We start from the raw sequence: 26,325 nt of genomic DNA on the forward strand, positions 1-26,325 counted from the left end.
GTGCCCGTGCCGAACGGGGGTCGGCACAGCCACGACCGGGCGGAGGAGCGCATCGCCGAGCGGCTGCTCGGCACGGTCCGCGAGGACATCGGACGGGCCGACTCGAAAGCCGCCGTCCTGCTGTCCGGGACGCTGGCCCTGCCCGCGTTCCTGGTCGGCTGGCACGGCACGCCCGGCTGGCACGGCCCCGCCGACGTGTGGCTCGTGCTCGCCGGGGTGTTCTGGGCCGTCGCGGTCGGCGCGCTGGTCGGCGCGCTGCTGCCGCGCACCGGCACCGTACGCGGCGGGGACGGGGTGACGTACTTCGGCGACCTGGTGGCACCCCGCGACCTCGCGGGACTGTCCGCCCGGGTCGCCGAGGCCGGCCGCGACCCCACCCGGTGGCTGCTCGTCCAGGCGGTGGACGTCAGCTCGATCCTGTCCGCCAAGTACCGGGCCATCCGCTGGGGAGTGGGCGCGCTCGCCCCCTCCTCGGCCCTGGCACTGGTCTGGGGCCTCGCCTCGCGCTGACGCGCGCGGCGGGGCCCGCACCCGCACCGAAGACAGACACGAACGACGAAACAGGGGACGCCGTGGGAAGAGTCACGGGAAGACGGCAGACAGGCGGGAGCCGGGTGCGCCGCGCCGCGGTCTCGGTGCTGGGCGGCACCGCGGTGCTCATGTCGCTGCTGGCACCTGCCGGCCGGGACCCGGTGCCGGCGGCGGACGCCGTCCCGGCGTTCCCGGCCGTCAACTACGCCGTGGCCGTGGACGAGTCGGCCAGCCTCGCCGCCGACGACCTGAAGGCCGAGAAGGCCGCCGCCGCGCGCATCGCGCTCGGTGACGTCTCCTCCGACTCGCACGTCACGGTCTACGGGTTCGCCGCCGCCGAGTCCGCCGACCAGCGCGCCGTGGACCCGGTCTGCCCGCGCACCGGCCTGGACGCGGCGGGCCGCGAGAGCATCGACGCCTGCGTGGGCAAGCTGCGCGCACGCAAGAAGGACGAGGGCACCGGCACCGACTTCCCGAGCGCGATACGCCAGGGCGTGCACGACCTCACCGACGGCACCGACCCGGCCCAGCCCCGCGTGCTGTTCCTGCTCACCGACGGGAAGCTGGACGTCACCGGCAGCCCCGCCTACGGCGACCCCGCCCACCGCACCGCCGAGGGCGAGCGCCAGCTCAAGCAGGAACTGGCGAACGCAGCCGCCCACGGCGTGCAGGTCTGGCCGCTCGGCTTCGGACCCGACCCGGACAGGCAGCAGCTCGACCGGATGGCCGCCGGCGGCTACCAGAAGGGCTGCGTCGCCCTGCCCTCCGCCGCGCCCAAGGCACACAAGGTGTCCGGCGCCAAGGACATCGGCGCCACCCTGGAGGAGATCTTCGCCGCCGCCCACTGCCTGCGCCACGAACAGGGCCCCAGCAAACGCCCGCCCGCCACGCTGGAGATCGGCATCTCGCCGCTGGCGACCGTGGGCAGCATCGTCGTCGACAAGGGCGACCCGGCCGTCGAGATCACCTACTTCGACCCGCGGGGCCACAAGGTGCCCACCCACGGCACCTACGAGAACTCCGCCTTCGAACTCGCCGGCGGCTCCGGGACGGTGGAGGCCCTCAAGATCGTCGACCCGCTGCCCGGCACCTGGAAGGTCAAGGCCGAGGCACCCGAGGGGCACCGCTCCCTGCCCGTCGCCGTCAGCGTGCTGTGGCAGGGCGAACTGCGCGGCGCCCTCACCGCCGACCCGCCCTCGCCGCAGACCGGCGACAAGGTCACCGTCACCATGCGCCTCCAGACCCGCGAGGGCTACGAGATCAAGGACCCGCGCGACTACGCCGGTCTGCGCGTGGCCGGTGAACTGACCGGAACCGGTATCACCGCGCTGCCGCTGCGCCTGGCCGACGACGGCACCGCACCCGACCGCACCGCGGGCGACGGCGACTTCACCGGCACCGTGCGGATACCCGCCGCCGCCCGCGGGACCCTGAAGGTGAGCGCCACCCTCACCGCCTCCGGGCTCAAGGCCGACACCCGCGACCTGGGCGTCGACGTGGCGCCGGGCACACCGCCCGTCACCGCCGCGCTCGACCTGCCCGCCGCCGACACCCACCCCGGCGCCACCGTCACCGGCACCCTCGCCGTCCACAACACCACCTCCACCGCGCACACCCTGCGCCTGACCACCGCCGACGTCCGCACCGGGCTGCTCACCCTCAGCCCCGCGCAGCTCACCCTCAAGCCCGGCGAGTCCGGCACCCGCGAGGTCAGCGTCGAGGTGGCCCCGGCGAGCGTCTTCGGCAACCGCCTCGGCGACGGACTGAGCCTCGCCGCCACCGTCCGGGTCACCGACACCACCGACGGCGACCGCGCCCTCGTGGCGTCCCCGCTGACCCTGCGGGTGACCCCCGAACCCGGCATCTGGGACCGGTACTGGTGGGGGTTCGTCGGCGCGGCCGTCGCCCTCGTGGTGGCCGCCGCCCTCGTCGCCGCCTGGATCGGACTGCGCCGCCGCCGCCGCGACCCGTACGGCCTCAGGCTGCGCCTGGTCTCCGAGGACGGCGACGTGCTGAGCGAGCACAAGGCCGGGCACGGCAACAAGAAGCAGTGGTACGAGTTCGCCGTCGCCGAGGCGCACCGCAGCCCCCGCCTGGAGAAGCGCGCCCACGGCCCGTACGCCGTCCGGCGCAACCCCGAGGGCGGAGCGGTCCTGCGCACCCAGGGCGGCCGGACCCCGCTGCGGGCCGGGGGCCGCGTCGCGCTCACCGACCTGCTCCACCTGGAACTGGCCGAGGACACCCCCTCGGGCGGCAGAGCGACCCGGTCCGCCACCGTCCCCGCCCCCGACGGCGGCAGCGGCGGCGGCGGCGCCTACGAGGACTACCTGTGACCGGCCCGCGCGCGGCGGACATCGCGGCCGCCGCGCCGCACGCCATCCACGAACGCACCGAGCACGAACCGCGGCCGGCCCGGCCGCGAGCGGGGAGGAAACCATGAAGATCTTCCAGCCGATGCTCTTCGTCGGCCTGGGCGGCACCGGAGGACTGGTCGGCGCCGAACTGGAACGCTGGCTCCGCGTCGAACTGTGCGGCCCCGACGGCATGGCGCTCAGCCGGCTCAGCGGCCACGCCCCCTTCCAACTGCCCGACTGCCTCCAGTTCGTGTACGCCGACTACAGCGAGACGGACCTCCAGCGGCTGCCGCAGTTCAACGTCGACCCGTCGCTGCGCGCCGCCTACTCCCGCACCTCACGGGCCACCCACAACCTGCTGCCCAACTTCGACAGCTCGCCCGAGGTGACCAAGATGCTCCGGGCCAGCCTGCGCGAGGAGGTGGCCGGCTGGCTCCCGCCGATCATCGGCGAACCCGAGGTCACCCCGCTGCACAACGGCGCCGGCCAACTGCCCACCGTGGGCCGCGCCGCCCTCTTCGCCACCCTGCGCCACAGCCTCGCCCCGGTCCTGGAACCGCTGCTCCAGGCGATCGACGCCATGGCCAAGGCGGCGGGCGACCTCAGCGAACTGGGCGGCGGCAAGGTCAACGGCTGCGACGTCTTCGTCGCCTTCTCGGTGGCCGGCGGCACCGGCGCCGGGATCTTCCTCGACTACCTCCACCTCATCAACTACGCCTTCCAACTGCGCCGCTTCGACGGCGTGAAGATCTACCCGCTCGTGGTGATGCCGTCCTCGTTCTCCGCCGCCACCGGCGGCGGCCGCGAGGCCGAACTCAACGCCGCCCGCGCCCTGGTCGACCTGTTCCGCCTGGTGGACCAGCAGAACGCGCCGAGCGAACGCGCCGAGATCGGCGACCTCGACCACGAGGCCAAGTTCGGCATCCGCTACCCGGGCACCACACCGATCCGGCTGCGCACCGGCATCCTGCCCACCGCGTTCCTCTTCAGCCCCACCGCCGGGATCCGCGCCGACGACCTGCGCCGCTCCATCGTCTCCCTGGTGATGTCGCTGATCGGCACCGAACTGGGCGACGGCCGCGGCACCCAGGGCCGCAAGATGGCCACCGACGACGACTACCAGACCTTCGCCGCCAGCTTCATCAACCGCGGCGTGGCCCGCAGTTCCGTCTCACCCACCGGCATCGGCAGGCGGGGCGTGTCCACCAGCCTGGTCGCCGCCATGACCGCCCCCATGGACCAGCTCGCCGACCTCGTGGCCGGACGCATGCTGCGCGAGGCCGTCACCCACCTGGTGGAACGCCCGCGCGTCGAACTGCGCGAGGGCGCCGCCCCGATGATCCGCCGGCTGTTCGCGGACTCCCACCTCGAAGAGCTGTGGGAACGACGGCAGTTGCCCGTGCCCGAGCCCGAACCGCTGCCCCGCGGCGGCCGGAACATAGAACAGGCCCTCGGCCAGCGCGTCGCCGACATGCAGGCCCTGCTGTCCGACCTGCGCGCCGAGGCCGGCCGGCAGGCCGCCGTGATGGCCGACCGCTTCTCCCCGCGCCCCGCCATCGACAAACTCCTCCAGAGCGCCGACCCGTTCCTCGTCGAACGCGTCGTCAGGGGCGTGCCCGACAGCGACGAGCAGATCACCCGGCTCGGCTTCCTCGGCATGCTGGACAACCGCGCCCGCGCCCCGCAGCGCCCGCCGGGCGTCACCGAGCAGCCGCCCAAGATCCCGCGCATCAAGGGCCAGTTGGGCGGGCTCGCGCCCGCGCGCTGGGGCGACGACGACGTACAGGCCGCCCTCCAGGAGCAGAACACCTGGTACCAGTGGCGCTGCCGCTCCATCTGGCACGAGGCCTGGCGCGACCAGCAGCAGCACTGGCAGCCGCAGGCCGACGTGGCGGGCGTCGACCTCGACCGCCTGGTCCGGGCCTTCCGGCGGCACAGCGACCAGGAGCCCAAGGCGGCCCAGCAGAAGGGCCGCGAACTCTACGACGACCGCACCGGCATCTCCTACCTGCTGCCGCCGCAGCGCAATCTCAACCACTTCTACGACGACGTGGTCGACCGGCTGCTGCGCCGCGAGGGACTGCGCGATCAGGACCACGTCTCCACGCTGCTGCTCAAGCTGATCGACGGCGACACCTGGCGCCAGGTGCACACCGTCAGCCGCCGCGACCCGGAGGGCGCCGTGGCCCGGATCAAGAGCCAGCTGGAGGGCCGTGTCACCCGGCTGTTCGCCGAGAGCGGCACCCATCTGGAGGAACGTCCGCTGCTCCCGGCCATGGGCACCCTGCTGGCCGCGGCGGCGGGCGACACCGACGCCCGCGACCAGGTCAGCAAGGACGCGCTCGACATGTTCGGCCGCAAGCTGGCCGGGCTGCTGCCGGTGGGCTTCGCCCCGGAGGGCACCGGACCGCTGCGGGTCCTGGTCACCCACCCCCGGGTGACGGCCGTGGACGAGGTGCAGGAGTTCCTCGGCAAGACGCTGCGGCTGCCCTCGGACGCCAAGAACTCCGTGGAGTACCGGGGCGTGGAGAGCGACTCCGTCACCGTCGTGCTCTTCCGCAGCGAGATGAGCCTCACCCAGGTGCCCGAGGCCCGCAAGGTGCTGCGCCAGTGGGCCCGCGCCAAGGAGAACGAGCAGGCGCAGGACGTCCTGCGGTGGCGCCAGCGGCTCGGCTTCCGCGACACCTGGATGGTCAGCGCCGAGGAGGACCGGCGCACCATCCTGCACCGGCTGCTGTGCTGCCTGTGGAACGGCCAGGTCGACGTGCTGGAGGGGGAACCGGCCTCGCCGCAGCGGGTCAGGCTGCGGCTGTTCCCCGAGAAGGCCCCGGACGTGCCCGGCGTCCGGCTGCGCCTCGGCGACTTCCCCGGCGGCGTGTCGAGCTGGGCGGAACTGCTGCGCTCCTACGAGCGCTGGACCGTCCTGGACGACGAGTCGACCGTGGAGGACTACTGCCGTGAGCTGATGGGCGCCCAGCCGCTCGGCCTGGCCCGCACGGGCAGCGAACCCCACCCCCTCTTCGTCGAACTGGTCGAGAAGATCGCCCCGCGCCAGCTCGAACTGCTGGCGGACCGCCGTGAGCGCGGCGGCGAACGCGTCGAGGGCTGGGTGCGGCCGCTCTGGGAGTTCTGGGCGGAGACCCTTCCGGCCGCCCTGGACAAGGAGTTCGGCGACCAGCGCGCCGTCCAGCCGACCCTGCGCACCCTGCTGGAGCACGTACGCGGCGGGCTGCCCGCCCGGTCCCGCCAGGACCGCGACGCCCTCCCCGCGCCGCGCCGCGCGGTGCCCGAGGACGACGACTTCGGCACGGCACCCGTCACCCGGCGCGCCGAGCGCGAGGAAGCCGTCCGGGACACCTGGGGAGCCCGGGACACCCGGGACGTGTGGGCCGAACCGACCGACGACTACGGCACCGCGGGCCGCGACGGCGGCGGCCCCCGCGCCGCACACCGTGACCCGGCGCCGGTCCGCGAGGACCGGTACGAGGGCGACCGGTACGAGAGTGACCGGTACGCCTCCGACCGGCGCCGCGACGAGCGGGACGACCGCGGTGAACGGGGCGACCGCGGTGAACGGGGCGAACGGAGCGAGAGGCGCCTGGACGACCGCGACCGCGCCCACAGCACGCACGGTGCGTACGGCACGCACGACGCGTACGAACGGCGCGGCAACGAGGACGAACGGCGCCGCGGAGAGTACGACCCGCCCGAGAACGGCGACCGCGACCGGAGCGGCGACCGCCTCTCCTTCGGCAAACCCGAGACCGGTACCCGCCGCCCCGCCGAGGACGAACGGCGTACCGACGACCGCCCCGAGGGCGGGTACCGCACGGACGACCGCCGTGCGGACGAGTACCGCGCTGACGAGTACCGCACGGACGACCGCCGCCGGGACCGGGACGCGGGGGATCGCGACGATCCCGGAGACGCGGACGTCCGTCTCCGCCGGGCGCCGTGGGACGAACCCGCCGACCCGGGGGCGTACGCCGACGACGGGGACCGGGCCCGCGACCGCGACCGCCCCAACCCCTGGGACGGTGACGCCCAGTGAGCACTCCTGGCACCTCCGGCGTCCCCGAGGACCCGTGCGAGATCATCCACCTGGACCTGCGCGCCGGGGCCGCCGAACTGGACAACGCGGCGGCGCTGCGGGCCCGGGTCGCCCGGCAGCTGGGCCGGGCCGGACGGCCGGAACCCGACAGCCCCAGATTCCTGGTGGTCGACACCCCGGCCGGACTCATCGACCACCAGAAGCAGTACAAGCTGCTCGTCGGCTATCCGGCCGTGGGCGAGGTCAGCCTGCTGGTGCTGCTGGTGGGCAGCGCCCCGGGCTCGTACGCCCGTGACGACGAGGCGTTCCAGCCCGACCGCCGGCTGCGCCGGCCGGCCGCGCTGCGCTCCCCGAACACCGGCCTGCTCTGGGCCGGCGACCTGCGCTCCGCCCGCACCGCGCTGGAACACCCCGCGCCGGACGACCCGGAGGCCCTCGCGGTCCTGGTGGACGTGCTCTCGGTGCCGGACCTCTACGACGAGGTGCTGGAGAGGATCCACTCGCTGCCCGAGGCCGCCGCCGCACCCGGCGTACGGCTGCTGGAGCAGGACCTGCCGCCGGAGGTGCGCGACCGGGCCTGGCGCGCCGCGCTCACCCGGTTCGCGGGCGAGGACACCGAACTGCCCACGGACGTCATGGCGGCCGCCTCCTCCGGCGTCGACCTGCCCGTGGTGCTGCGCGACCTGGTCACGGCCCGGGGCGGCCGGGACCAGCCGCACCGGACCCGCGGCGGGGTCGCGGACGAGGCGCACCGCGCCTGCGCGGACGCCCTCGACCACGCCGAGGAGGCCCTGGCCGGGCTGGGGAGCGTACCCGGACTGCTGCGGCCCGCGCGCCGCGCCTCCTTCGAGGCCGACGTCGAACAGGCGCGTCAGGCCCTCGGCGAGTACCGCGAGCTGGTGGACACGGCCCTGCGCAGCGGCGGCGGGTCGGCGCGGTCCACCGCCGACTCCACCGCCCGGTTCGCCGCCCTCGGCCTGCGGGTGCCGGCCGCGCGGGGCGCCGCCGAACAGGCCGACCAGGCGCGCCAGGCCATCGGCGCGGGCCTGAAGGACTTCGCGGTCAGACTGCTGGAGCAGGGCTTCTCCCTGCGCGCGGTGGCGCAGCGCTTCACCGGCCTGGCCGGACGCGTGGAGCCGCTGCCGGGTTCGGCGCTGCTGCCGAAGCTCGCCGCCCTCCCGCAGCCGCCTGGGCGGCCCCCCGGCGACCCGTCCGGGGCCGCCGCGGCCATCCCCGTACCGCCCCTGGCCGGTCTCGCCGCCGCCGGGGCCGGGGTGCTCGGCGCCCTGTGGTGCTGGCCGTTCCTCCCGCTGGCGCTGGCCGTACCGGCGCTGTTCGCCGCCGTGGCGGCACTCGGCACGTCCCGGCTGCGGGGCTCGGGCCGCCGTGGCCGCTGGGCCGTGGCGCCCCGGGTCGCGGCGCTCGGCGGCGCGGTGGCCGCCGCGGGCGCGGCGTACGCGACCGAGCCGCCGGTCTGGCTGGGCACCATCGGGCTGCTGCTGGGGCTCGCCCTCTCGGCGGAGACGGCGCGCAGGCTGTGGCGGGCGGCGGCCGACGCCTGGGGCCCCGGCCGGGTGACCGCCGTACTGCGGCGCTCCCTGGACAGCCTCGACGCGCTGCTGGCGGAGGCGGTCCGTGAGCACTGGGCCGTCGAGGAGCGCCTGTACTGCGCGGACGCGGCCCGGTCCGTGGCCGGGGTGCTGCGGGCGACGGCCGCCGCCGCCGAGACCGAGGCCGAGGCACGGCCCGACGAGCGGCGCGCCCCGGACGGCGGCGCCACGCGCACCACCGGCGACGTGGCCGCCGAGGACGGCTGGATCGACGAGCCCTCCACCCTGAAGGACACCGGCGGGTACGACGACGAGGAAGCCGACTGGACGCGCATGTACGCCGCCGGGAGCGACCCCTTCGACGGCCCCGAGGGGGAACCGGCGGCGGACGGCTCAGGGGACGCGGGCCCGGCGGACGGCCGGGCCGGGGAGGCGAGAGCCGCGCAGGACACCGAGGCGGCACCGCGCTGGCTGGACCGGGAGAACGGCGAGGGCGGCCCTGACCTGGTCACCACCCTGGCCGGGGACCTGACGGACGCCGCCCTGGAGGCGCTGGCCCCCTACTGGGGCTCGGTCACGCACGACCAGGGCGGCACCTCCGCCGTCGGCCGCACCGAGGAACGGGTCCGGCTGCTGCTGTCCGCGGCCCGGTACCACCTCGGCCGCAACGGCGTCCTGGCCGCGCCGCCGTTCGCCGCGCCGCGCCGGGCCCGCCCCGGTTCGGCCGGGCTGCTCGGCACCGACCCGTACCGGCCCGCGCGGCTGGTCGGCGCGGAGCCGGACCGGCAGGCCGTGGTCCAGCTGTCCTCGCCCGAGCAGGGCGCCCTGCTCAACCGGGACCCGGGGGCGGGGGTGTGGATCAGGTTCGCGCCGCGGGCGGTGCGCACCGAGATCGAGCGGGCCTGGGAGGCGGACGGCTCCGGCCAGCCCGTGAACGTGCTGTGGACGTCGTCGGGACGGTACGCCGGCCTGGTCCGGCTGACCCCGCTGCGGGCGGACGTGGTGGACAGCGTCCGCTCCCAGCACGGCACGCCCGAACCGTACGGGACAGGGCCGTCGTACGAGGCGGGGTCGCCGTACGCGACGCGGCCGTCGTACGAGCACGACGGCGGCCAGTACGGCACCGGCGGGTACGGCGGCGAGTACGGGACCGGCGGGTACGGCACCGACGGGCACGGGTACGAAGGAGAGGACCGCCGGTGACGAGCACCACGCGCCCCACCGGAGCGGGACAGGGCGGGCCGCCGCCCGTGAAGCTCGCGTTCACCACCCCCGAGGGGCGGCGCCGCAGCACTCCCGCCCGCTTCGGCCCCGAGGCCCGCCGGGACCGGCTGCTGCCCCCGCTGATCCGCAACTGCATCCTGGACGACAAGGCGGAGCGGTGCGTCCAGGTGCGCCTGGCCGCCCCCGGCGCCGCCAACCCGGCCACCCGCACCCTGCTGGAGAACGAGACCGGCACCGCGCTGCACCTGCACCGCGCGTTCGCCGGCACCGGCTGCGAATCGCTGTTCCCCCAGGTCGTCGGGTACGAACTGGACACGGCGGAGCCCTTCCTGCTGTACGCCCCGCCGCGCGGGAAACGCGTGGCGCTGACCCAGGTGATCCCCGCGAGCGAACAGCAGGACTTCACCAGGGCCCTGATGAGGGCCCTGGTCCTGCTGGACGGGCAGGGCCTGGTGCCGCGCGGGATCTCTCCGGAGACGGTCCTGTGGAACAGCCGCGAACTCCAGCTCTGGGGCCTGGACGCGGTCGAACGGGCGGGACGGCAGCGGGCCCCGTGGGGCGTGGCACCGTACGCCTCGCCCGAACAGCGCCTCGGCGAGGGCACCGTGGACTCGCGGGACGCGGTGTGGAGCGCGGCACAGCTGCTCTACCGGCTGGTGACCGGACGGGACGGACCGGCCGAGGGGCCGCCCGCCGACCTCGGCGAGCACCGGGTGCTCGACCGCACGTTCCGCGCTGCCTTCGCCCCGCGTGCGGGCGGCCGGCCGACACCCGCGCAGGTGCTCGACGTGCTGCGGCCGGGAGAGGTCGACCGCCTCCGGCTCCTCGTGCCCGCCGACGAGACACGCCCGCACCGGGAGGCGTTCGAGGAGGCGCTGCGCCTCAAGCGGCAGGCCCCGCTCGCCCGCCCCCAGGAGGACAGCGGCCCGGACGCCGGGCGCGGCACCGGCGAAGTCCTGTGCCCCTACTGCCTCCAGACCATCCAGCTCGACCTGACCAAGCTGTTCGTGGCCGACAACAAGATGCAGTACCGCAAGCCGCTGGACGTCTCCGGCATCACCAACCCGGTCGTGCGCGACGACGTCATGCGCGGCGCGGTCCAGAAGTGCACGGCCGACCAGGACTTCCCCGAACACGTCATCCCGGTCCCGTACCTGATGAACGGCCGGCCGCTGACCGTCGCGATGGTCGGGCAGTCCTCGACCGGCAAGAGCCATCTGCTCACCCAGATGATCGCCGCGATCACCGACGGCGGCCTGGAGCCGTTCGGCCTGACCTGGCAGTCGGTCAACCCGGAACAGCACGCCCGCTTCGTCCGCGAACGCGTGCAGCCGCTGCGCAACGGCAACGTCCTGGACCACACCGCAGCCCTCGGCCTGGACGACTTCGCCCGCTTCGTGGAGTCCCTGCTGATCACCGACGCCCGCGGCCAGGTGCGTCCCGTCGCCTTCTTCGACCTCGGCGGCGAGGACCTGGTGCGGACCGACTCGGCCCTGCGGTTCCTGCTCGGCGTCGACGCCCTGGTCTTCGTCGTGGACCCGGCACTGGCGCTGCCGCTGCCCACGCTGGACCACGCCAGGCAGCGCTGGGGGGTGGAGGTGAACCGCGACGGCGACCTCGCCTTCGGCACCGTCCTGGACCGGCTGCCGAAGAACGGCCCGTACCTCGACGTCCCGGCCGCCATGGTGCTCGGCAAGGCCGACCTGCTGCGGTTCCAGCCGCCCGTCGACCGCTGGCTGACCCGCCCGCCCGCCACCGCCCTGGACCCCGCGCTGGTCCGCGCGGAGAGCCGGGACGTGCACAGCCTGCTGCGCCGGTACGCGGGCCAGGCGTGGCTGCGGCCCTTCGACACGATGCGCCGCTGCACCCTGCACATCGCCTCCGCCACCGGCGGCCAGGAGGACCGCGGCCGCTACCCGGCGGGCACCGGACCCCGGCGGGTGCTGGAACCGCTGCTCGCGCTGCTGGCGATGCACGGGCTGATCGAGGTGCCCGGGGGCGCGGAGGCGCTCGCGGTGGGGGAGACACCCGGGTTCGAGACCGTACCCGGGCAGCGGCGAAGAGCACGATCCGCGGGAGCCGGAGGACCGGCCGGAGGGGACGATCAGTGAGCGACTTCCAGGACCGGGACCCGGTGCACCAGGTCGTCTTCCGCTGGGACGGCAATCATGGACGGCAGGGCACCGGCATGAACGCCGTCGCCCGTTCCTGCTCGCCCGAGCGGGCCGCCGAGCTGGGCCGTGAACTGGGCCCGCTGCTGTGGATGTCCGGCGCGGCGGCCCGCCCGAGCGTCGTGCGCACCGTGTCCAGCGACGGGCACGTCATGCTCGTCCAGCGCTGGCCCACCACCGACCCGGGCGGCCGGCCCAGCACGGTCAGCCATGTCCTGGTCGGTCCGCCCGGCACCCTCAAGACCCGCCAGTGCCTGGGCCTCGCCCACGGCGGCTGGAGCACCCGGGAACAGGCCGAGCGGGCCTCGGGACACAAGTCAGTGGTCGACGCCGCCGAACTCAACGACCTGGCCATCGCCCGGCTGCCCGACATGCTGGGCGGGCTGCCCGAGGTCCGACACGCGCTCACCCAGATCACGGCGGAGCTGCTGCGCGATCCCACCCAGCGGGTCTCGCTGCTCCTGGAGGAGCGCACGCCCATCGCCTGGCCGGACCGGGCCGCCGTGCCGCTGGTCTACCTCGGCCTGTTCCTGCTCTTCGGCTCCTGGCTCGGCCACGAGTGGACGTTCGCCACGTACGACACCGCGGACACCCACCCGCTGCGGCTGACCGCCGTACCGCGCTGGGAGACCGACACCGGCGGCTCGGGCCCGCTGGCCCGGGTCATGGGCCGCAGGCCGGAGGACCTCCACTTCGGCCACGAGGCCGCCGCCCAACTGGTCAAGTACCTCCTCGCCCACCCGGACGGCCCCCCGGGCGTCCCCCACCTGGTCGACGACCTCCCCGACGGGCGCTCTCTGGACTGGCCCCGCCGCAGAGCCCACCTCCGGGACATCCTGGACTCCCGGCCCGTGGCCCCCCGCCCCGCGCCCCGGTCCGGCCTCCTCGGCGGCGAACGCCCCGAGGAGACCGCCCGGCCCCGCCCGGCCGAATGGCCCGAAGGCTTCGAACGCCCGGAGCGCCCGGAGCGCTCCGACCGGTCCGTCCCTCCCGCACGGCTCGACCCACGCGAACGGGACGCCCGGACCGAGGGGAACGCCCGGGACGACAGAGACGAGAGGGACGGCAGGGACGAGAGGGACGGCAGGGGCGACAGGAGCGGCGGGACCGGACGGGTTCCCCGAGACGGCGCGATCGGCGAGGCCGACCGGCCCGCCCCGGTCCCCCCGGTCCCCCCGGCCACCCCGACCGCCCCGGCCGGTCCTGCTGCCGAGCCGGACCGGTTCGGCCGTACCGGCTGGGTCGGTGGGCGCGCGCCCGCGGCACTGCCGGGGCAAGCCGGGCCCGGTCCGGCCGGGCCCGGTCCGGCCGGGTCCGGACCGGCAAGGCCAGGACCGACGGGTTCCGGTCCCGCCGGGCACCCGGGATCCGCACCGCCGCCGCCGTCGTCGCCCCCGTCACCCCCGCTTCCCACCCGTCCGCCGGGACAGACGGCAGCCGGACACCTTGAGGCCCACCCCCCGGCCTCGTACCACCCGACGTACCCTCCGGGCCCCGCACCCGCACCCGCACCGGGATCCGCCGTCACCCGGCCGCCCGTGCCGGGGGACGGCCCGGCGCCGGGCGGAGCGGGCGTCCCCGCCGCTCCGGGGGCCTCCTACCTCAGCCAGGTGCTGCGCGACCGCCGGCCCGATGATGATCAGTGGCGCAACACCCTGGCGTCGGCCCTGAAGGAGCAGCCCGACGAGTTCCTGCTGGACGAACTGCGCTCCGAGGAGCTTCCGCAGAGTTCCCTGGGACTCCTGCTGACCGAGCTGGGCGAGCCCGAGCGCTGGCAGAAGCGCCGCGAGGAGATGCACCACCACCTGTGCGTGGAGGCGCTGCACAAGAACCTGTACTTCCGGCCGCAGGGTCCGGGGGCCGAGGAGATCTCCCTGGTGGAGATGACCGAGCGGGCGGTGGCGGTGTTCCACTGGGCCGTCGCCCCGTGGGCCAGGGACGTGCGCTACTTCCAGGATCTGCGGCAGCTGCTGCACATCATGGACCACGCCCAGGGGATCGCCTTGGGCAACTGGCTCAGCGGTGCGTTCCTCAAGCCGGGGCGCCATCCGGTGCCCGACCTGCCGCCCGCTCTGTGGCAGCAGGTCCTGGGCGATGTGCTCCAGCGTGACAGCCCCGCCGGTACGCGAGCGGGGCTGCCGTCGCGGGAGACCGAAGGAGGAGCCGCGACCCCGTCGCGGCTGGCCAGTTGGGTGCTGTGGGCCATCGCGGGCACGTTCGCCGCGTTCATCGGGCTGGTGGTCCTGCTGGCCGTCGGCTGAGGGAAATCCCGTGGCGCGGGGGAGGAACGAGTCCCTAGGGTGAGGGACGCAACGGGCGGTGGCCATCGGCTGCCGCCCCTGTCGACCGGACCGATACCAGGAGGTGTGACCCATGGCTGTCTCCGTGATGGGCGCTGCCCGCAACCACCAGAGCATCCACTGCATCTCCGCGGTCTCCGGCTGACCTTTCTCCTCGCGCGCATCCGCGCGAGGCCGGGGCCGCCCTGTGAAGGGTTCCCCTTGTCTCTCCATTCTTCTGCTTCTTCTTCCGCCAGTTCTTCCTCCGCGTCTTCTTCCTCCGCGTCTTCTTCCTCCGCGGGAGAGGCGGCGCTCGTCCGCTACGGCTGGGACGAGGGCTGGGCGGCGGAGTTCGGCCCGTACGGTGAGCAGGGGCTGCTCGCCGGGCGGGTGGTGCGGGTCGACCGCGGGCAGTGCGACGTGGTCACCGCGGGCGGTGTGCTGCGCGCGGACACCGCGTTCGTGACGCCGCACGATCCGATGCGGGTCGTGTGCACCGGTGACTGGGTCGCCGTCGAACCCGGCGGCAGTCCGCGCTACGTCCGTGCGTACCTGCCGCGCCGGACCGCGTTCCTGCGCTCCACCTCCTCCAAGCGGTCCGAGGGGCAGATCCTCGCCGCCAACGTGGACCACGCGATCGTCGCCGTGTCACTGGCCGTCGAGGTGGACCTCGGCCGGATCGAGCGGTTCCTCGCGCTGGCCTGGGAGTCGGGCGCGCAGCCGCTGGTCGTGCTGACCAAGGCGGACCTGGTGCCCGACCCGGTGGCGCTGTCGTACCTCGTCCAGGACGTCGAGACGGCGGCGCCCGGTGTGCCGGTGCTGGCGGTCAGCTCGATGGCGGGGGACGGGCTCGACGCGCTCCTCGCCGCCGTCAGCGGGGGCACGTCCGTGCTGCTGGGGCAGTCCGGGGCGGGCAAGTCGACCCTCGCCAACGCGCTGCTGGGCGAGGAGGTGATGGAGGTGCAGGCCGCCCGGGACGTCGACGGCAAGGGCCGGCACACCACGACCACCCGCAATCTGCTCGCCCTGCCCGGCGGCGGCGTACTGATCGACACGCCGGGGCTGCGCGGGGTCGGCCTGTGGGACGCCGAGAGCGGTGTCGGACAGGTCTTCGCCGAGATCGAGGAGCTGGCCGGGGGGTGCCGGTTCCAGGACTGCGCCCATCTCGGCGAGCCGGGCTGCGCGGTGCTGGCCGCCATCGACTCGGGGGAACTGCCCCAGCGGCGGCTGGAGAGCTACCGCAAGCTGATGCGCGAGAACCAGCGGATCGTCGCCAAGACCGACGCGCGGCTGCGGGCGGAGATCCGCCGCGACTGGAAGCGCAAGGGGGCGGAGGGCCGGGCCGCCATGGAGGCCAAGCGCGGGCGCTGGGGATAGCGGGGCCACGGCAGGGTTCCGTCAGCGGCCGCGAAGCCCGTGTCCGATTCCCGCCAGCCGAGGGCGGCCCGGGGGCGGACACTGGACGGTGTGATGGACGAGGACACCAGGTACGAGGCGGTCCGCAGCCGGGACGGCCGGTTCGACGGAGAGTTCTTCTTCGCCGTCGAGACGACCGGGATCTACTGCCGTCCCAGCTGCCCGGCCGTGACCCCGAAACAGCGCAATGTGCGCTACTACGCCACGGCCGCCGCCGCCCAGGGCGCGGGCTTCCGCGCCTGCCGGCGGTGCCGGCCGGACGCGGTGCCCGGCTCGGCCGCGTGGAATGTACGGGCCGACGTGGTCGGCCGGGCCATGCGGCTGATCGGCGACGGCGTGATCGACCGCGAGGGCGTGGGCGGGCTCGCCGCCCGGCTCGGCTACAGCGCACGGCAGGTGCAGCGCCAGCTCACCGCCGAGGTGGGCGCCGGGCCGGTCGCCCTCGCCCGCGCGCAGCGCGCGCACACCGCGCGCGTGCTGCTCCAGACCACCGGTCTGCCGGTGACCGAGATCGCTTTCGCGGCCGGGTTCGCCAGCGTGCGGCAGTTCAACGACACGATCCGGGAGGTCTACGCCGCGACCCCGAGCGAGCTGCGGGCCGCCGCGCCCCGCACCAGGCACCGGCGGGCGGCCGCGCCGACCGCCGGGATACCGCTGCGGCTCGCCCACCGCGGCCCCTACCAGGCCGAACCCGTCTTCGACCTGCTGAGCCGCGAGGCCGTGCCCGGCGTCGAGGAGATGAGCGGCCGGGCGGGCGGGCGAACGTACCGGCGGACCCTGCGGCTGCCCCACGGCACCGGGATCGTCGCCGTCGACGAGCGCCGCGGCGGACCGCGCACCGCCTCGGGCGCCCACCCGGGCGGCTGGCTGGAGGCCCGGCTGCATCTGACCGACCCGCGCGACCTGACGACGGCCGTGCAGCGGCTGCGGCGGCTGTTCGACCTCGACGCCGATCCGTACGCCGTCGACGAACGGCTCGGCGCCGACCCCCGGCTGGCCCCGCTGGTCGCGGCCAGGCCGGGACTGCGGTCGCCGGGTTCCGCCGACCCCGACGAGACGGCGCTGCGGGCACTGACGGGACCGGAGGCGGCCGGGGAACTGGTGCGGCGCTACGGCAAGGCGCTCGACGCGCCCTGCGGCACGCTGACCCATCTGTTCCCCGAACCCGCCGTGCTCGCGGGCGCCGAGCCCGGGGGCACCCTCGGCGCGCTGGCCGCCGCCCTCGCCGACGGCGCGGTGCGGCTGGATCCCGGCGCCGACCGGGACGAGGCGCACCGGGCGCTGCTCGCCGTGCCCGGCCTGGACGCCGCCACGGCCGCCGCCGTCCGCACCCGCGCCCTCGGCGACCCCGACGTGGCCCCGCCCGGCGCACCGGCCCCCGACCACTGGCGCCCCTGGCGCTCGTACGCACTGCTCCACCTGCGGGTGGCAGACGACTTGGAGACACCATGACCACCGTGACCACCACGGAGATCGTCATCGAGACCCCCGGCGCCCCCCTCGCCGAGGCGGGAGCGACCTACTGGACGCGCTGCGACAGCCCGCTCGGACAACTGCTCCTGACCGCCGACGCGGACGGCGTCCTCACCTCCCTGTCCGTGCCCGGCCAGAAGGGCGGACGCACCGTGCGGGACGGGTGGCGGCACGACGCCGGTCCGTTCCGGGCGGCCGAGGAGCAGCTGCGGGCCTACTTCGCCGGTGAGCTCAGGGAGTTCGCCCTGCCGCGGCGCAGCGAGGGCACCGCGTTCCGGGAGCGGGTGTGGGCCGCGCTGGACGCCGTCCCGTACGGCACGACCACGACGTACGGCGAGATCGCCGCGCGGATCGGGGCCTCCCGGGCGGCCGTGCGCGCCGTCGGCGGCGCCATCGGCGCCAATCCGCTGCTCGTGGTGCGCCCCTGCCACCGGGTGATCGGCGCCGACGGCACGCTCACCGGGTACGCCGGCGGACTGGACCGCAAGGTGCGGCTGCTCGCGCTGGAGGGCGTACCGCTGCCGTAGGGCGTACCGCCGCCGCGGGCCGGGCCCCGGGGTCAGCCGTCCCGGCCGTCGTCCAGCCCCCAGCTGTGGATCCACCGCGGATGGACACGGATCACCTCCTCGCTGAACCGCGGCCCCAGGGTGTGCGGGCCGGTGAGGAGTTCGGCCTCGCCGCGGATGTCCACGCCGCGCACCTGCCAGGGGTCGAGGCTGACGATGTCGTCGACGACCAGGGCGACCTTGGGGTTCTGCCGCAGATTGCGCCACTTCTTCGTCCGGCCCATCGCCTGGCCGCCGATCAGGATGGTGCCGTCGTCCTGCGGGAAGAAGCCGACGGGGTTGGCCTGCGGCTGGCCCCGCGGATCGACGGTGGCCAGCCGCCCCAGCCGCTGGGTCCTCAGATAGGCGCGCTCCGCCTCGGTGAATTCGGTCATGGCAGCAGCCAAGCACCCCGGCGGCGGCCGGTGCACCGCGGCCTCCCCGGTGCGCACGGTGTACGGCGGGTGGCCCGGTCGGTCCGCCCGCCGTACGGGCCGTCCGCCGCCGGGTCACATGTCGTGCGGCTCCCGGGCCACCCAGCCGCGTTCGTAGGCGTGCCAGCCCAGTTGCAGCCGGGTGCTCACGCCGGTCAGCTCCATCAGCCGCTTCACCCGCCGCTGCACCGTCCGCAGACCCAGGTCGAGCTGTTTGGCGACGCTCGCGTCCGTCAGCCCCGCCAGGAGCAGGGACAGCACCTGGAGGTCGGTGGCGTCCGGGGCGTGCGGGCCCTGCTCGACGACACCGGACGCGCCGAGGCGCAGCGGCAGCGCGCCCCGCCACACCGACTCGAACAGCCCCGACAGCAGCTCCAGCAGACCGCTGGAGTGCACGACGAGCGCGGCGGGCTCCGCCATCCGGGAGGTGAGCGGCACCATGGCCAGCGCCCGGTCCGCGACGACCAGTTTGGTCGGCACCTCGTCGACGACCCGCACCCGTTCGTCGCGGCCCAGCGCGGCGGTCAGCTCCGTGATGCCGTGCGGCAGGTCGAGCACCGCGCGCTCGACCACCACCCGGTAGCGCACACCGCGGCCCGCCGCCTGCTCCTCGGCGTCGTTCTCCATCCCGGAGACGACCATCGGATTGCCGGTGACCAGGGCGCACACCTCGTCGGCCGCGCCCAGTTGCAGCTGGAGGAAGCGCTGGGCGACCGCGGAGGCGCCGGTGACCACCTCGATCAGATCGTGCACCGACGGCTCGGCCGCCGCCGCGCGGTACTCCTCGGCGAGCAGCGCGGCGGCCAGCTCCGCCTTCTCCAGCTCGTGCCGCTGCTGGGTGAGCAGGGCGCCGAGCGCCACCCCGGGCGGGGCGGCGACCCAGCGGCCCGGCCGGGCCGAGGACTGGGCCGCGAGCCCGTGCCGCTCCAGACGGCGCAGGGCACGCTCGGTGTCGTGCTCGCCGAGCATCAGCCGCCGGGCGAGGTCGGGCACATCGGCGGCGCCCACGGCCACCAGCGCCCGGTACGCCGACTCGTGCCTCTCGTCCAGCCCTATCGCTGCCAGCATCAGCTGCGGTTCCTCCTCTTCAGGCTCTTCGGGTCCTGTCGCCGGTCATCCGCCGTCGACCGGCGGCGTGCCGCGGTGGCGGGAAACAGCCACGGCGCAAACCCGCCGCCCGACATCATCGCCGTAGCCCCGGTCATCCTGACAAGGTGGCACCACCGAGGAGCCGGTGACGGCGGCTCGTCAGCCGGCCTCGCCGGGGTGGCCCACGCGGGTGGCCTGCGGGGACACGGTCGGTCACTCCGGCGCACGCCTCAGCGCGCACACCGGCGCGCGGCTCGCGTACGGCTCGGTCCGGCCGTCGCGACCGGCGGCCGCGGACCTCTTGGACGGCCGGGTTCCGGCCGTCCGGAACCCGACCCGGATCCGGGTCCACCAGACGTCGCCGGGCGGTTCTCCCGTGGGGGGTGGGACCGCCCGGCGGCAGTTTCCATACATGAGTTCGGTACGTAGCCCGGCAGGCCGTTCCGGCCGTCCGCCGGGGCCGGATTTTCCCGATGCCCCGTTTTCCCCCGGCCCGCGCGGTGAACAATCGGGGGCATGAGCCAGCAGGGGGGAAGGCCCACCGGTCATGAGGACGACTGGTGGCGGCAGTTGTACGACGACTCCACCGCGGACACGGGTCCCACGGCCGCGGCCGATTCCCTGGACGACCGTTTCGCCTCGGCGTCCGGGGCGCTGGACCGGGCCGCGGGCCCGGACCTGGACCTGGAGTCAGATCCGGAACCAAACCCGGAGCCAGACCCGGTTCCGGACCCGGAACCGGAATCAGGCCCGGACCCGGACCCGGAATCAGACCTGTACCTGGACCTGCTCGCGGACGGTCCGCCGACCATGCGCCTGACGGCATCCGGCGGTGGCGCCGTCACCGGATCCCCGGCGGCGGCCCCGCGCCCCGCCGCGGCACCCGCCGGACCGGAGCCCGGCCCGGCCGCCCAGGAGCCCGGCCCGGCCTCCTGGTGGCAGCGGGCCCCCTGGGAGGCCCCACAGGCCGCGTCCCCGCCCCCACCCGCAGGTCCCGCCGCCCCCGCCGGGCCGCCGGGCCCCGGCCCGGTCGTCGTCGCCCATGTGGGGTCCGGGCCGCCGACCTACGACGCCGAGCCCACCGCGCTCCCGGCCGCCGACCCCGACGCGCTCGACGACCTGGTCCCGGACACGGTGGTGGACGGCGCCCGGTACGGCGCCTGCACGCTGCGCGCCGTCTCGGTCCGCGGCGACTCGCCGCGCTACCGGGGCGAGCCGCGCCGGGACGCGCTGCTCACCGCGCGCTTCGGCGCGGGCGAGCAGGCGCTGATCCTCGTCGCGATGGCCACCGGCGTGCGCGCGAGACCGGGCGCGCACCGCGCGGCGGCCGAGGTGTGCCGGTGGATCGCGCGGGCGGTCGGCCGCAGTCACGTCCGGCTGGCCGAGGACATCCGGGCGGCCCGGCGCGGTGAGCTGAAGTCCGGTCTCCAGCGGCTCACCGACCGCAGCCTGGGCAGACTCCGCGCCGGAGCGGTGGAGCAGGGCCTGGCCCCGGAGGAGTACACGGCCACGCTGCGCTGTCTGCTGCTGCCCGCCGATCCGCACTGCCGGACACGGGTCTTCTTCGGGGTGGGCGAGGGAGGCCTCTTCCGGCTGCGGGACGGCGCCTGGCAGGACATCGAACCCGGTGTCACCGACGAACCGGACCCGTCCGGACAGCCGGGCCCGCACCGGCGGCCGCAGCCCCCGCACCCGTCGCAGCCGTCCGCGCCGCCCGAGCCGTCCGTGCCCTCGGAGGCGTCCGGGCAGAGCGCCCCGCCCGGCGGCCCGTTCACCCCGGACCTCGGCGTCCCGGCCCCGCAGGACCCGCGGTCCGCGCACGCCGAGGAGTCCCGGCCGCCCCACGCGGAGCCCTTCCGCTTCCACGCCTGGGTAGCCCGGCCGGGTGACACCCTCCTGATGTGCACCGGCGGCCTGGCCGAGCCGCTGCGCGGCGAGGCGGAGGCGGGCGCGTATCTCGCCCGGCGGTGGGCCGGTCCCGCCGTGCCGGGTCTCGCCGCGTTCCTCGCGGACGCCCAGGTGCGGGTCAAGGGCTACGCGGACGACCGCAGCGCGGCCGCCATCTGGGAGGCGTGAGCGGCGGGGCTGTGAATTCATGGACCCAGGAGTCCGCAGTGGTCGGCGGCAGTCGGCCGGAGACCGAAGGGTACCGGGAGCATGGCCAAGCAGAACGTCGCAGAGCAGTTCGTCGACATCCTCGTCCGTGCCGGTGTCAAACGCCTGTACGGCGTCGTCGGGGACAGTCTCAACCCGGTCGTCGACGCGGTCCGGCGCAACTCCGCCATCGACTGGATCCATGTACGCCACGAGGAGACCGCCGCGTTCGCGGCCGGTGCCGAGGCGCAGATCACCGGGAAGCTGACGGCCTGCGCCGGTTCCTGCGGCCCCGGCAACCTGCACCTCATCAACGGCCTGTACGACGCCCACCGCTCCATGGCCCCGGTGCTCGCCCTCGCCTCGCACATCCCCTCCAGCGAGATCGGCCTCGGCTACTTCCAGGAGACGCATCCCGACCGGCTGTTCCAGGAGTGCAGCCACTACAGCGAGCTGATCTCCAGCGCCAAGCAGATGCCCCGGCTGCTGGACACCGCCATCCAGCACGCGGTGGGCCGCAGCGGGGTCAGCGTCGTCACGCTGCCCGGCGACATCGCGGCCGAGCCGGCGCCCGAGAAGGCCGCCGAGACCGCCATCGTGACCTCGCGGCCCACCGTCCGGCCCGGCGACGCGGAGATCGACCGGCTGGTCCGGATGATCGACGCGGCCGACAAGGTCACCCTGTTCTGCGGCAGCGGCACGGCGGGCGCGCACGCCGAGGTGATGGAGTTCGCCGGGAAGGTCAAGTCACCGGTGGGGCACGCGCTGCGCGGCAAGGAGTGGATCCAGTACGACAATCCGTACGACGTCGGGATGAGCGGGCTGCTCGGCTACGGCGCCGCCTACGAGGCCACCCACGAGTGCGACCTGCTGATCCTGCTCGGCACGGACTTCCCGTACAACGCGTTCCTGCCCGACGACGTGCAGATCGCGCAGGTCGACGTGCGGCCCGAGGTGCTCGGCCGGCGCTCCAAGCTCGACCTGGCCGTGTGGGGCGATGTGAAGGAGACGCTGCGCTGTCTGATCCCCCGGGTGCGGGAGAAGACGAACCGGCGGTTCCTCGACCGGATGCTCAAGAAGCACACGGACGCGCTGGAGGGGGTCGTCAAGGCGTACACGCGCAAGGTCGACAAGCACGTCCCGATCCATCCCGAGTACGTGGCCGCGGTACTGGACGACCTCGCCGCCGACGACGCCGTGTTCACCATCGACACCGGCATGTGCAACGTGTGGGGCGCCCGCTATCTCTCGCCCAACGGGCGCCGCCGGATCATCGGCTCCTTCTCGCACGGGTCCATGGCGAACGCGCTGCCGATGGCGATCGGCGCCCAGTTCACCGACCGGAACCGGCAGGTGGTCTCGCTGTCCGGGGACGGCGGCTTCGCGATGCTGATGGGCGACTTCCTGACCCTGGTCCAGTACGACCTGCCGGTGAAGGTGGTGCTGTTCAACAACTCCTCGCTCGGCATGGTGGAGCTGGAGATGCTGGTCGCGGGCCTGCCCTCGTACGGCACCACCAACAAGAACCCGGACTTCGCCGCCGTGGCCCGTGCCTGCGGCGCGCACGGTGTCCGGGTGGAGAAGCCCAAAGAGCTGGCGGGCGCCCTGAAGGACGCGTTCAAGCACAAGGGTCCCGCGCTGGTGGATGTCGTCACCGACCCCAATGCCCTGTCCATCCCGCCGAAGATCAGCGCCGAGATGGTGTCCGGCTTCGCCCTGTCGGCGTCCAAGATCGTGCTCGACGGCGGGGTCGGGCGGATGCTCCAGATGGCCCGGTCGAACCTGCGCAACGTGCCGCGGCCCTGAGAGCGCCCGTGGAGAGCGTCGTACTCCGGCCAAGTTCCGGCCGCGATGGGGCCGCCCGGCTGTCGTACACCTGAGCGACCATAAGTGCCCGTACGGGCCCGCGCGTGGCCGGAAACGGCCGGGCGCGAGCGGTGGCGGCCCGGCCCGGGAACCACGGGCCGGGCGGCCGGGCATCCCGGGTGCGTCCGGCGGGGCACCTGCCGTGCCCCGGGTCCATGGCAGGGCGGTCCGGAACACCCCTGGGGGACGGTGTCCGGAGTGCCCGGACATGGCCGAACACACGGTCGTTGACGATTCGACATGACTGGCCCGAACCTCACGGGGCATGGATTCCCGTGAACGTGTTCGAGCTGGAGGGGAACCGACATCGGCACGCGGGCGGGGGAGATGACGAGTCAGGCACGAGGGGGCGGGCCCATGACGGCGGGGGCCTCCCCGGTGAGGACGGCGGGGGACGAGGGATTCGGAGAGGCGGACCGTGCGGTCGACCGGGCGGCGGCGTCGCAGCTGAGACGACGGCTGGGCCGGGCGGATCTGCGGGCGGTGCCCGAGGCCAGACGGGCGCTGCGCGAGCTGCTGCACCGCTGGGGGCCGCCGGAGCGGTCGGAGGTCGCCGAGCTGCTCACCAGCGAACTGGTGACCAACGCGCTGGTGCACACCGACGACGACGCGATCCTGACGGCCACCGTGTCCCCGGACGGACTGCGCGTGGAGGTACGGGACTTCGTGGCCCGGGGACCGCGGCCACGGGTGCCGGTCGCCGCCGAGGACACCAACGGCAGGGGGCTGGTGCTGGTCGAGTCCCTCGCGGACGACTGGGGCGTGTGCCCGCACGAGGTCGGCAAGTCCGTCTGGTTCGAGCTGGGCGCGCGGGCCGCCTGACCCGGGACGGGCGCCGGGAGACGGGAGCCGGGCGCCGGGAGCCGGACGGCGGCGCGGCGCGGGCACCGACGACCCCGACCACGCCGACGACCCCGACAACGGGGAGGGGGCCCGGACCCCGTGGTCCGCGCCCCCTTCCTCCACGGCCCGTCAGCGACCGTACGACCCGTCAGCCGAACTGCTGCTCAAGGTCCTTGAGCTTGCGCTCCAGCGAGTCCAGACGCGGCAGCGCCTGTGTGTCGTCCTCCGCGGTGAGGTCGACGGTGATGGCGTCACCGCCCTTGCGGACGGGCTGGAGCGAGGGCCGGGCGCGCACCGGAAGCGGTTCCGCCGCTATGGCAGGCTCCGTGACGGCCTGGGAGGAGCCGCGCTCCAGGGCCTGTGCCTCGCCCTGCCGGCCGCCCCGGCCGGGAAAGCCGCGGTGGCCCCGGCTGATCGCCTTGAGCTGGGCGCGCTCCACCCGGTCGTGCTCGCGCCGCAGCCGCCGGTTCTCCTCCTTCTGCCGGGCGTCCTCGCGGACCTCCTCGACCGCCTCGTCCAGGCTGCGCACGTTCTCCAGGAGCATCAGCGACCAGGCGCGGTAGGTCTCCCGGGGGGCCCGCAGCCAGCGGACGATACGGATCTGCGGCAGCGGCCGCGGGACCAGCCCCTGCTCGCGCAGGGCGGCCCGGCGGGTCTGCTTCAGCGCGCGGTCGAAGAGGACCGCCGCGGACAGCGACATGCCGGCGAAGAACTGGGGCGCGCCCGCGTGGTCGACGCCCCGGGGCGCGTGCACCCAGTTGAACCAGGCGGCGGCAGCGGCGAAGAGCCACACCAGCAGCCGGGAGCCGAGCGCCGCGTCACCGTGGCTGGCCTCGCGCACCGCGAGCACGGAGCAGAACATCGCGGCGCCGTCCAGGCCGAACGGCACCAGGTACTGCCAGCCTTCGGTCAGGCCGAGGTTCTGCTCGCCGAAGCCGACCAGGCCGTGGAAGGAGAGGGCCGCGGCGACGGCCGCGCAGCAGAACAGCAGGACGTAGGAGGCGGTGCCGTAGACGGCCTCCTTGCGCCTGCGGCGCTCCTCGCTGCGCTCCCACGAGTCGTCCGTGTTCGTCTTCCCTTCGGACCGCTTGCCGCGCGCGAGCACCGCCACCGCCGCCAGCACGCCCAGGAGCAGTACGGCGCCCGGAAGCAGCCAGTTCAGCGATATGTCGGTCAGTCTCATCTGGGGTCCCTTGCATGGGGATAGGGCGTAACGCCCGCCATAGTGTCCCAATCCCACCGGCCCTCAGGGGGTTTCGGGGCAAGAGACCGCCAAGGGGGTGCAAGGGGCTGCCCGAGGACGGCGTTCTGCTCGAACTGCCGCATGAGGGGCGGGAGTTGAGTTCGAATAAGACTACCCGTACGGATGGTTCCGCGGAAAGTTCCCGTGCCGGGTGGGGAAATCGTGAATCTCCCGTGACCGCGGTGCCCGCAAAGGTGCCCTGTTCGCGGATGATCTTACGGGACGCGGGGTGGTGCTCCGTACCGCCTGACGGCACGTCAGAAGGCTCAAGCGGCCGCGGTGGCGGCGAGTTCGGGGGTCCGGGCCGTGCCGCAGGTGCGCGGGCAGCCGGCGCAGATCTCCTCGGGGCGCACGGTGTAGAACATGCAGCAGCTGACCCGGTCCCGGGCGGGCGAGGCCGTGTCGCCGGGGGCGGCCGGCTCGCGGAAGGCCGTCGAGCCGACGAAGGGGCGGGTGGTGCCGGGCAGCAGCAGCTCCAGCTCCCGCCGGGCCCGCTCCTGCTCGCCGAGCAACTGGGCGACGTAGTGCAGGCCCTCGACGACCTCGTCGGTCGCCATGCCCCACATGGCCCGGCCGCGCCGCCGCGTGCGCGGCCCGAATCCGGCGAACACCGGTTCCAGGTGCTCGGCGACGGCCGCCCGCACCTCGGCCCGCAGGGCGTCCTCGTCGGGCACCACGCGGGCGCCGGGCAGGGCTGCCGCCGGGTCGTCCGGCAGGCAGGCGAAGGAGCCGGGGCGTACGGCCATGCGGCCGGCGGTGCGGTCGTACCAGACGCGCTCCGGGGGCAGGTACGGCACGCGGCGGTGCAGGAACCACGGGATGGTGAACAGCAGGCAGGCCGGCCAGGCGTACCGGTGCAGTCCGAAGCTCGCCACCACGTCCGGGCGGGCCGGGGCGCCGTAGTCCCGCAGGACCTGTGCGTCGTCCCAGGCCAGATACGCGTCCAGGGCGTCGCCGCCCGCCGCGAGGGCCGCGGCCGACACCCAGGCGCCCCCGGCCGGGGCCTCGCCCGCCGGTCCGGTCTCCACGACCGTGAAGTGGGGCAGGGCCTCGGTGAGGCGGGCGTAGGCGTCCGCCACGGCCGAAGGGTGCGCAGGCATGCGGGACCGCCGATCAGCGTTCGAAGGGCTGCTGGGTGAGAGGTAAGCCTTACCTTACTCAA

The 26,325-nt window shown here is 74.8% G+C and carries 16 protein-coding genes; 12 read left to right on the top strand and 4 right to left on the bottom strand.

Annotation, left to right across the window (positions count from 1 at the left end):
* The first annotated feature begins 6 nt into the window (after window positions 1-6).
* The 9 genes from B086_RS0137365 (at window position 7) to B086_RS0137405 (ending at window position 17,576) form a co-directional block, all read left to right on the top strand.
* Window positions 7-510 (top strand): Pycsar system effector family protein, encoded by a 504-nt coding sequence (locus B086_RS0137365; protein ID WP_234029438.1) that lies wholly within the window; start codon window positions 7-9, stop codon window positions 508-510.
* A 104-nt stretch (window positions 511-614) separates the two neighbouring features.
* Window positions 615-2,864, top strand: coding sequence for a vWA domain-containing protein (locus B086_RS0137370; protein ID WP_018571558.1), 2,250 nt, complete (start codon window positions 615-617; stop codon window positions 2,862-2,864).
* A gap of 103 nt (window positions 2,865-2,967) precedes the next feature.
* Complete coding sequence (locus B086_RS0137375; RefSeq protein WP_018571559.1) at window positions 2,968-6,936, top strand: tubulin-like doman-containing protein; 3,969 nt, start codon at window positions 2,968-2,970, stop codon at window positions 6,934-6,936.
* Entirely contained in the window at window positions 6,933-9,689 is a 2,757-nt protein-coding gene (locus tag B086_RS41640; protein ID WP_051115987.1) for a hypothetical protein, read from the top strand. Before B086_RS0137375 ends, B086_RS41640 begins: the two co-directional genes overlap by 4 nt.
* Window positions 9,686-11,821 carry a hypothetical protein gene (locus B086_RS41645; protein ID WP_051115988.1) on the top strand — a complete coding sequence of 712 codons (2,136 nt, stop codon included), beginning with the start codon at window positions 9,686-9,688 and terminating at the stop codon, window positions 11,819-11,821. Before B086_RS41640 ends, B086_RS41645 begins: the two co-directional genes overlap by 4 nt.
* On the top strand, window positions 11,818-14,142 hold the full coding sequence (locus B086_RS0137390) for a hypothetical protein (RefSeq protein ID WP_026253181.1): 2,325 nt from the start codon (window positions 11,818-11,820) through the stop codon (window positions 14,140-14,142). The genes B086_RS41645 and B086_RS0137390 overlap by 4 nt, the downstream gene beginning before the upstream one ends.
* Before the next feature lie 240 nt (window positions 14,143-14,382).
* Window positions 14,383-15,537: a ribosome small subunit-dependent GTPase A gene (gene rsgA / locus B086_RS0137395; protein ID WP_026253182.1), complete on the top strand. Its 1,155-nt coding sequence runs from the start codon at window positions 14,383-14,385 to the stop codon at window positions 15,535-15,537.
* Between the two features lie 93 nt (window positions 15,538-15,630).
* Complete coding sequence (locus tag B086_RS0137400) at window positions 15,631-17,028, top strand: bifunctional transcriptional activator/DNA repair enzyme AdaA (RefSeq protein WP_018571561.1); 1,398 nt, start codon at window positions 15,631-15,633, stop codon at window positions 17,026-17,028.
* A complete protein-coding gene (locus B086_RS0137405; RefSeq protein WP_018571562.1) occupies window positions 17,025-17,576 on the top strand; it encodes a methylated-DNA--[protein]-cysteine S-methyltransferase in 552 nt (183 codons plus the stop codon). The genes B086_RS0137400 and B086_RS0137405 overlap by 4 nt, the downstream gene beginning before the upstream one ends.
* 32 nt (window positions 17,577-17,608) lie before the next feature.
* On the opposite strand, the gene B086_RS0137410 is transcribed toward B086_RS0137405, so the two are convergent.
* Window positions 17,609-17,989, bottom strand: coding sequence for a PPOX class F420-dependent oxidoreductase (locus B086_RS0137410; protein ID WP_018571563.1), 381 nt, complete (start codon window positions 17,987-17,989; stop codon window positions 17,609-17,611).
* A gap of 114 nt (window positions 17,990-18,103) precedes the next feature.
* On the bottom strand, window positions 18,104-19,096 hold the full coding sequence (locus B086_RS0137415; RefSeq protein ID WP_018571564.1) for a helix-turn-helix transcriptional regulator: 993 nt from the start codon (window positions 19,094-19,096) through the stop codon (window positions 18,104-18,106).
* Between the two features lie 537 nt (window positions 19,097-19,633).
* On the opposite strand from B086_RS0137415, the gene B086_RS0137420 reads away from it, so the two are divergent.
* The 3 genes from B086_RS0137420 to B086_RS0137430 all read left to right on the top strand — a co-directional run bounded on the left by B086_RS0137420 (window position 19,634) and on the right by B086_RS0137430 (window position 23,899).
* Window positions 19,634-21,193: a protein phosphatase 2C domain-containing protein gene (locus B086_RS0137420; protein ID WP_026253184.1), complete on the top strand. Its 1,560-nt coding sequence runs from the start codon at window positions 19,634-19,636 to the stop codon at window positions 21,191-21,193.
* 81 nt (window positions 21,194-21,274) lie between these two features.
* Entirely contained in the window at window positions 21,275-23,017 is a 1,743-nt protein-coding gene (locus tag B086_RS0137425; RefSeq protein ID WP_018571566.1) for a pyruvate dehydrogenase, read from the top strand.
* Window positions 23,018-23,434: 417 nt separating this feature from the next.
* On the top strand, window positions 23,435-23,899 hold the full coding sequence (locus B086_RS0137430; RefSeq protein WP_018571567.1) for an ATP-binding protein: 465 nt from the start codon (window positions 23,435-23,437) through the stop codon (window positions 23,897-23,899).
* Between the two features lie 169 nt (window positions 23,900-24,068).
* Here B086_RS0137430 and B086_RS0137435 read toward each other — a convergent pair whose 3' ends face one another.
* Together B086_RS0137435 and B086_RS0137440 are read right to left on the bottom strand one after the other, a co-directional pair.
* Window positions 24,069-25,103: a DUF2637 domain-containing protein gene (locus B086_RS0137435; RefSeq protein WP_018571568.1), complete on the bottom strand. Its 1,035-nt coding sequence runs from the start codon at window positions 25,101-25,103 to the stop codon at window positions 24,069-24,071.
* Window positions 25,104-25,429: 326 nt separating this feature from the next.
* Window positions 25,430-26,263, bottom strand: a complete 834-nt coding sequence (locus B086_RS0137440; RefSeq protein WP_026253185.1) for a (2Fe-2S)-binding protein — start codon at window positions 26,261-26,263, stop codon at window positions 25,430-25,432.
* Window positions 26,264-26,325: the final 62 nt, after the last annotated feature.

This window comes from Streptomyces sp. PsTaAH-124 (assembly GCF_000373685.1).
Lineage (GTDB): Bacteria > Actinomycetota > Actinomycetes > Streptomycetales > Streptomycetaceae > Streptomyces > Streptomyces andamanensis.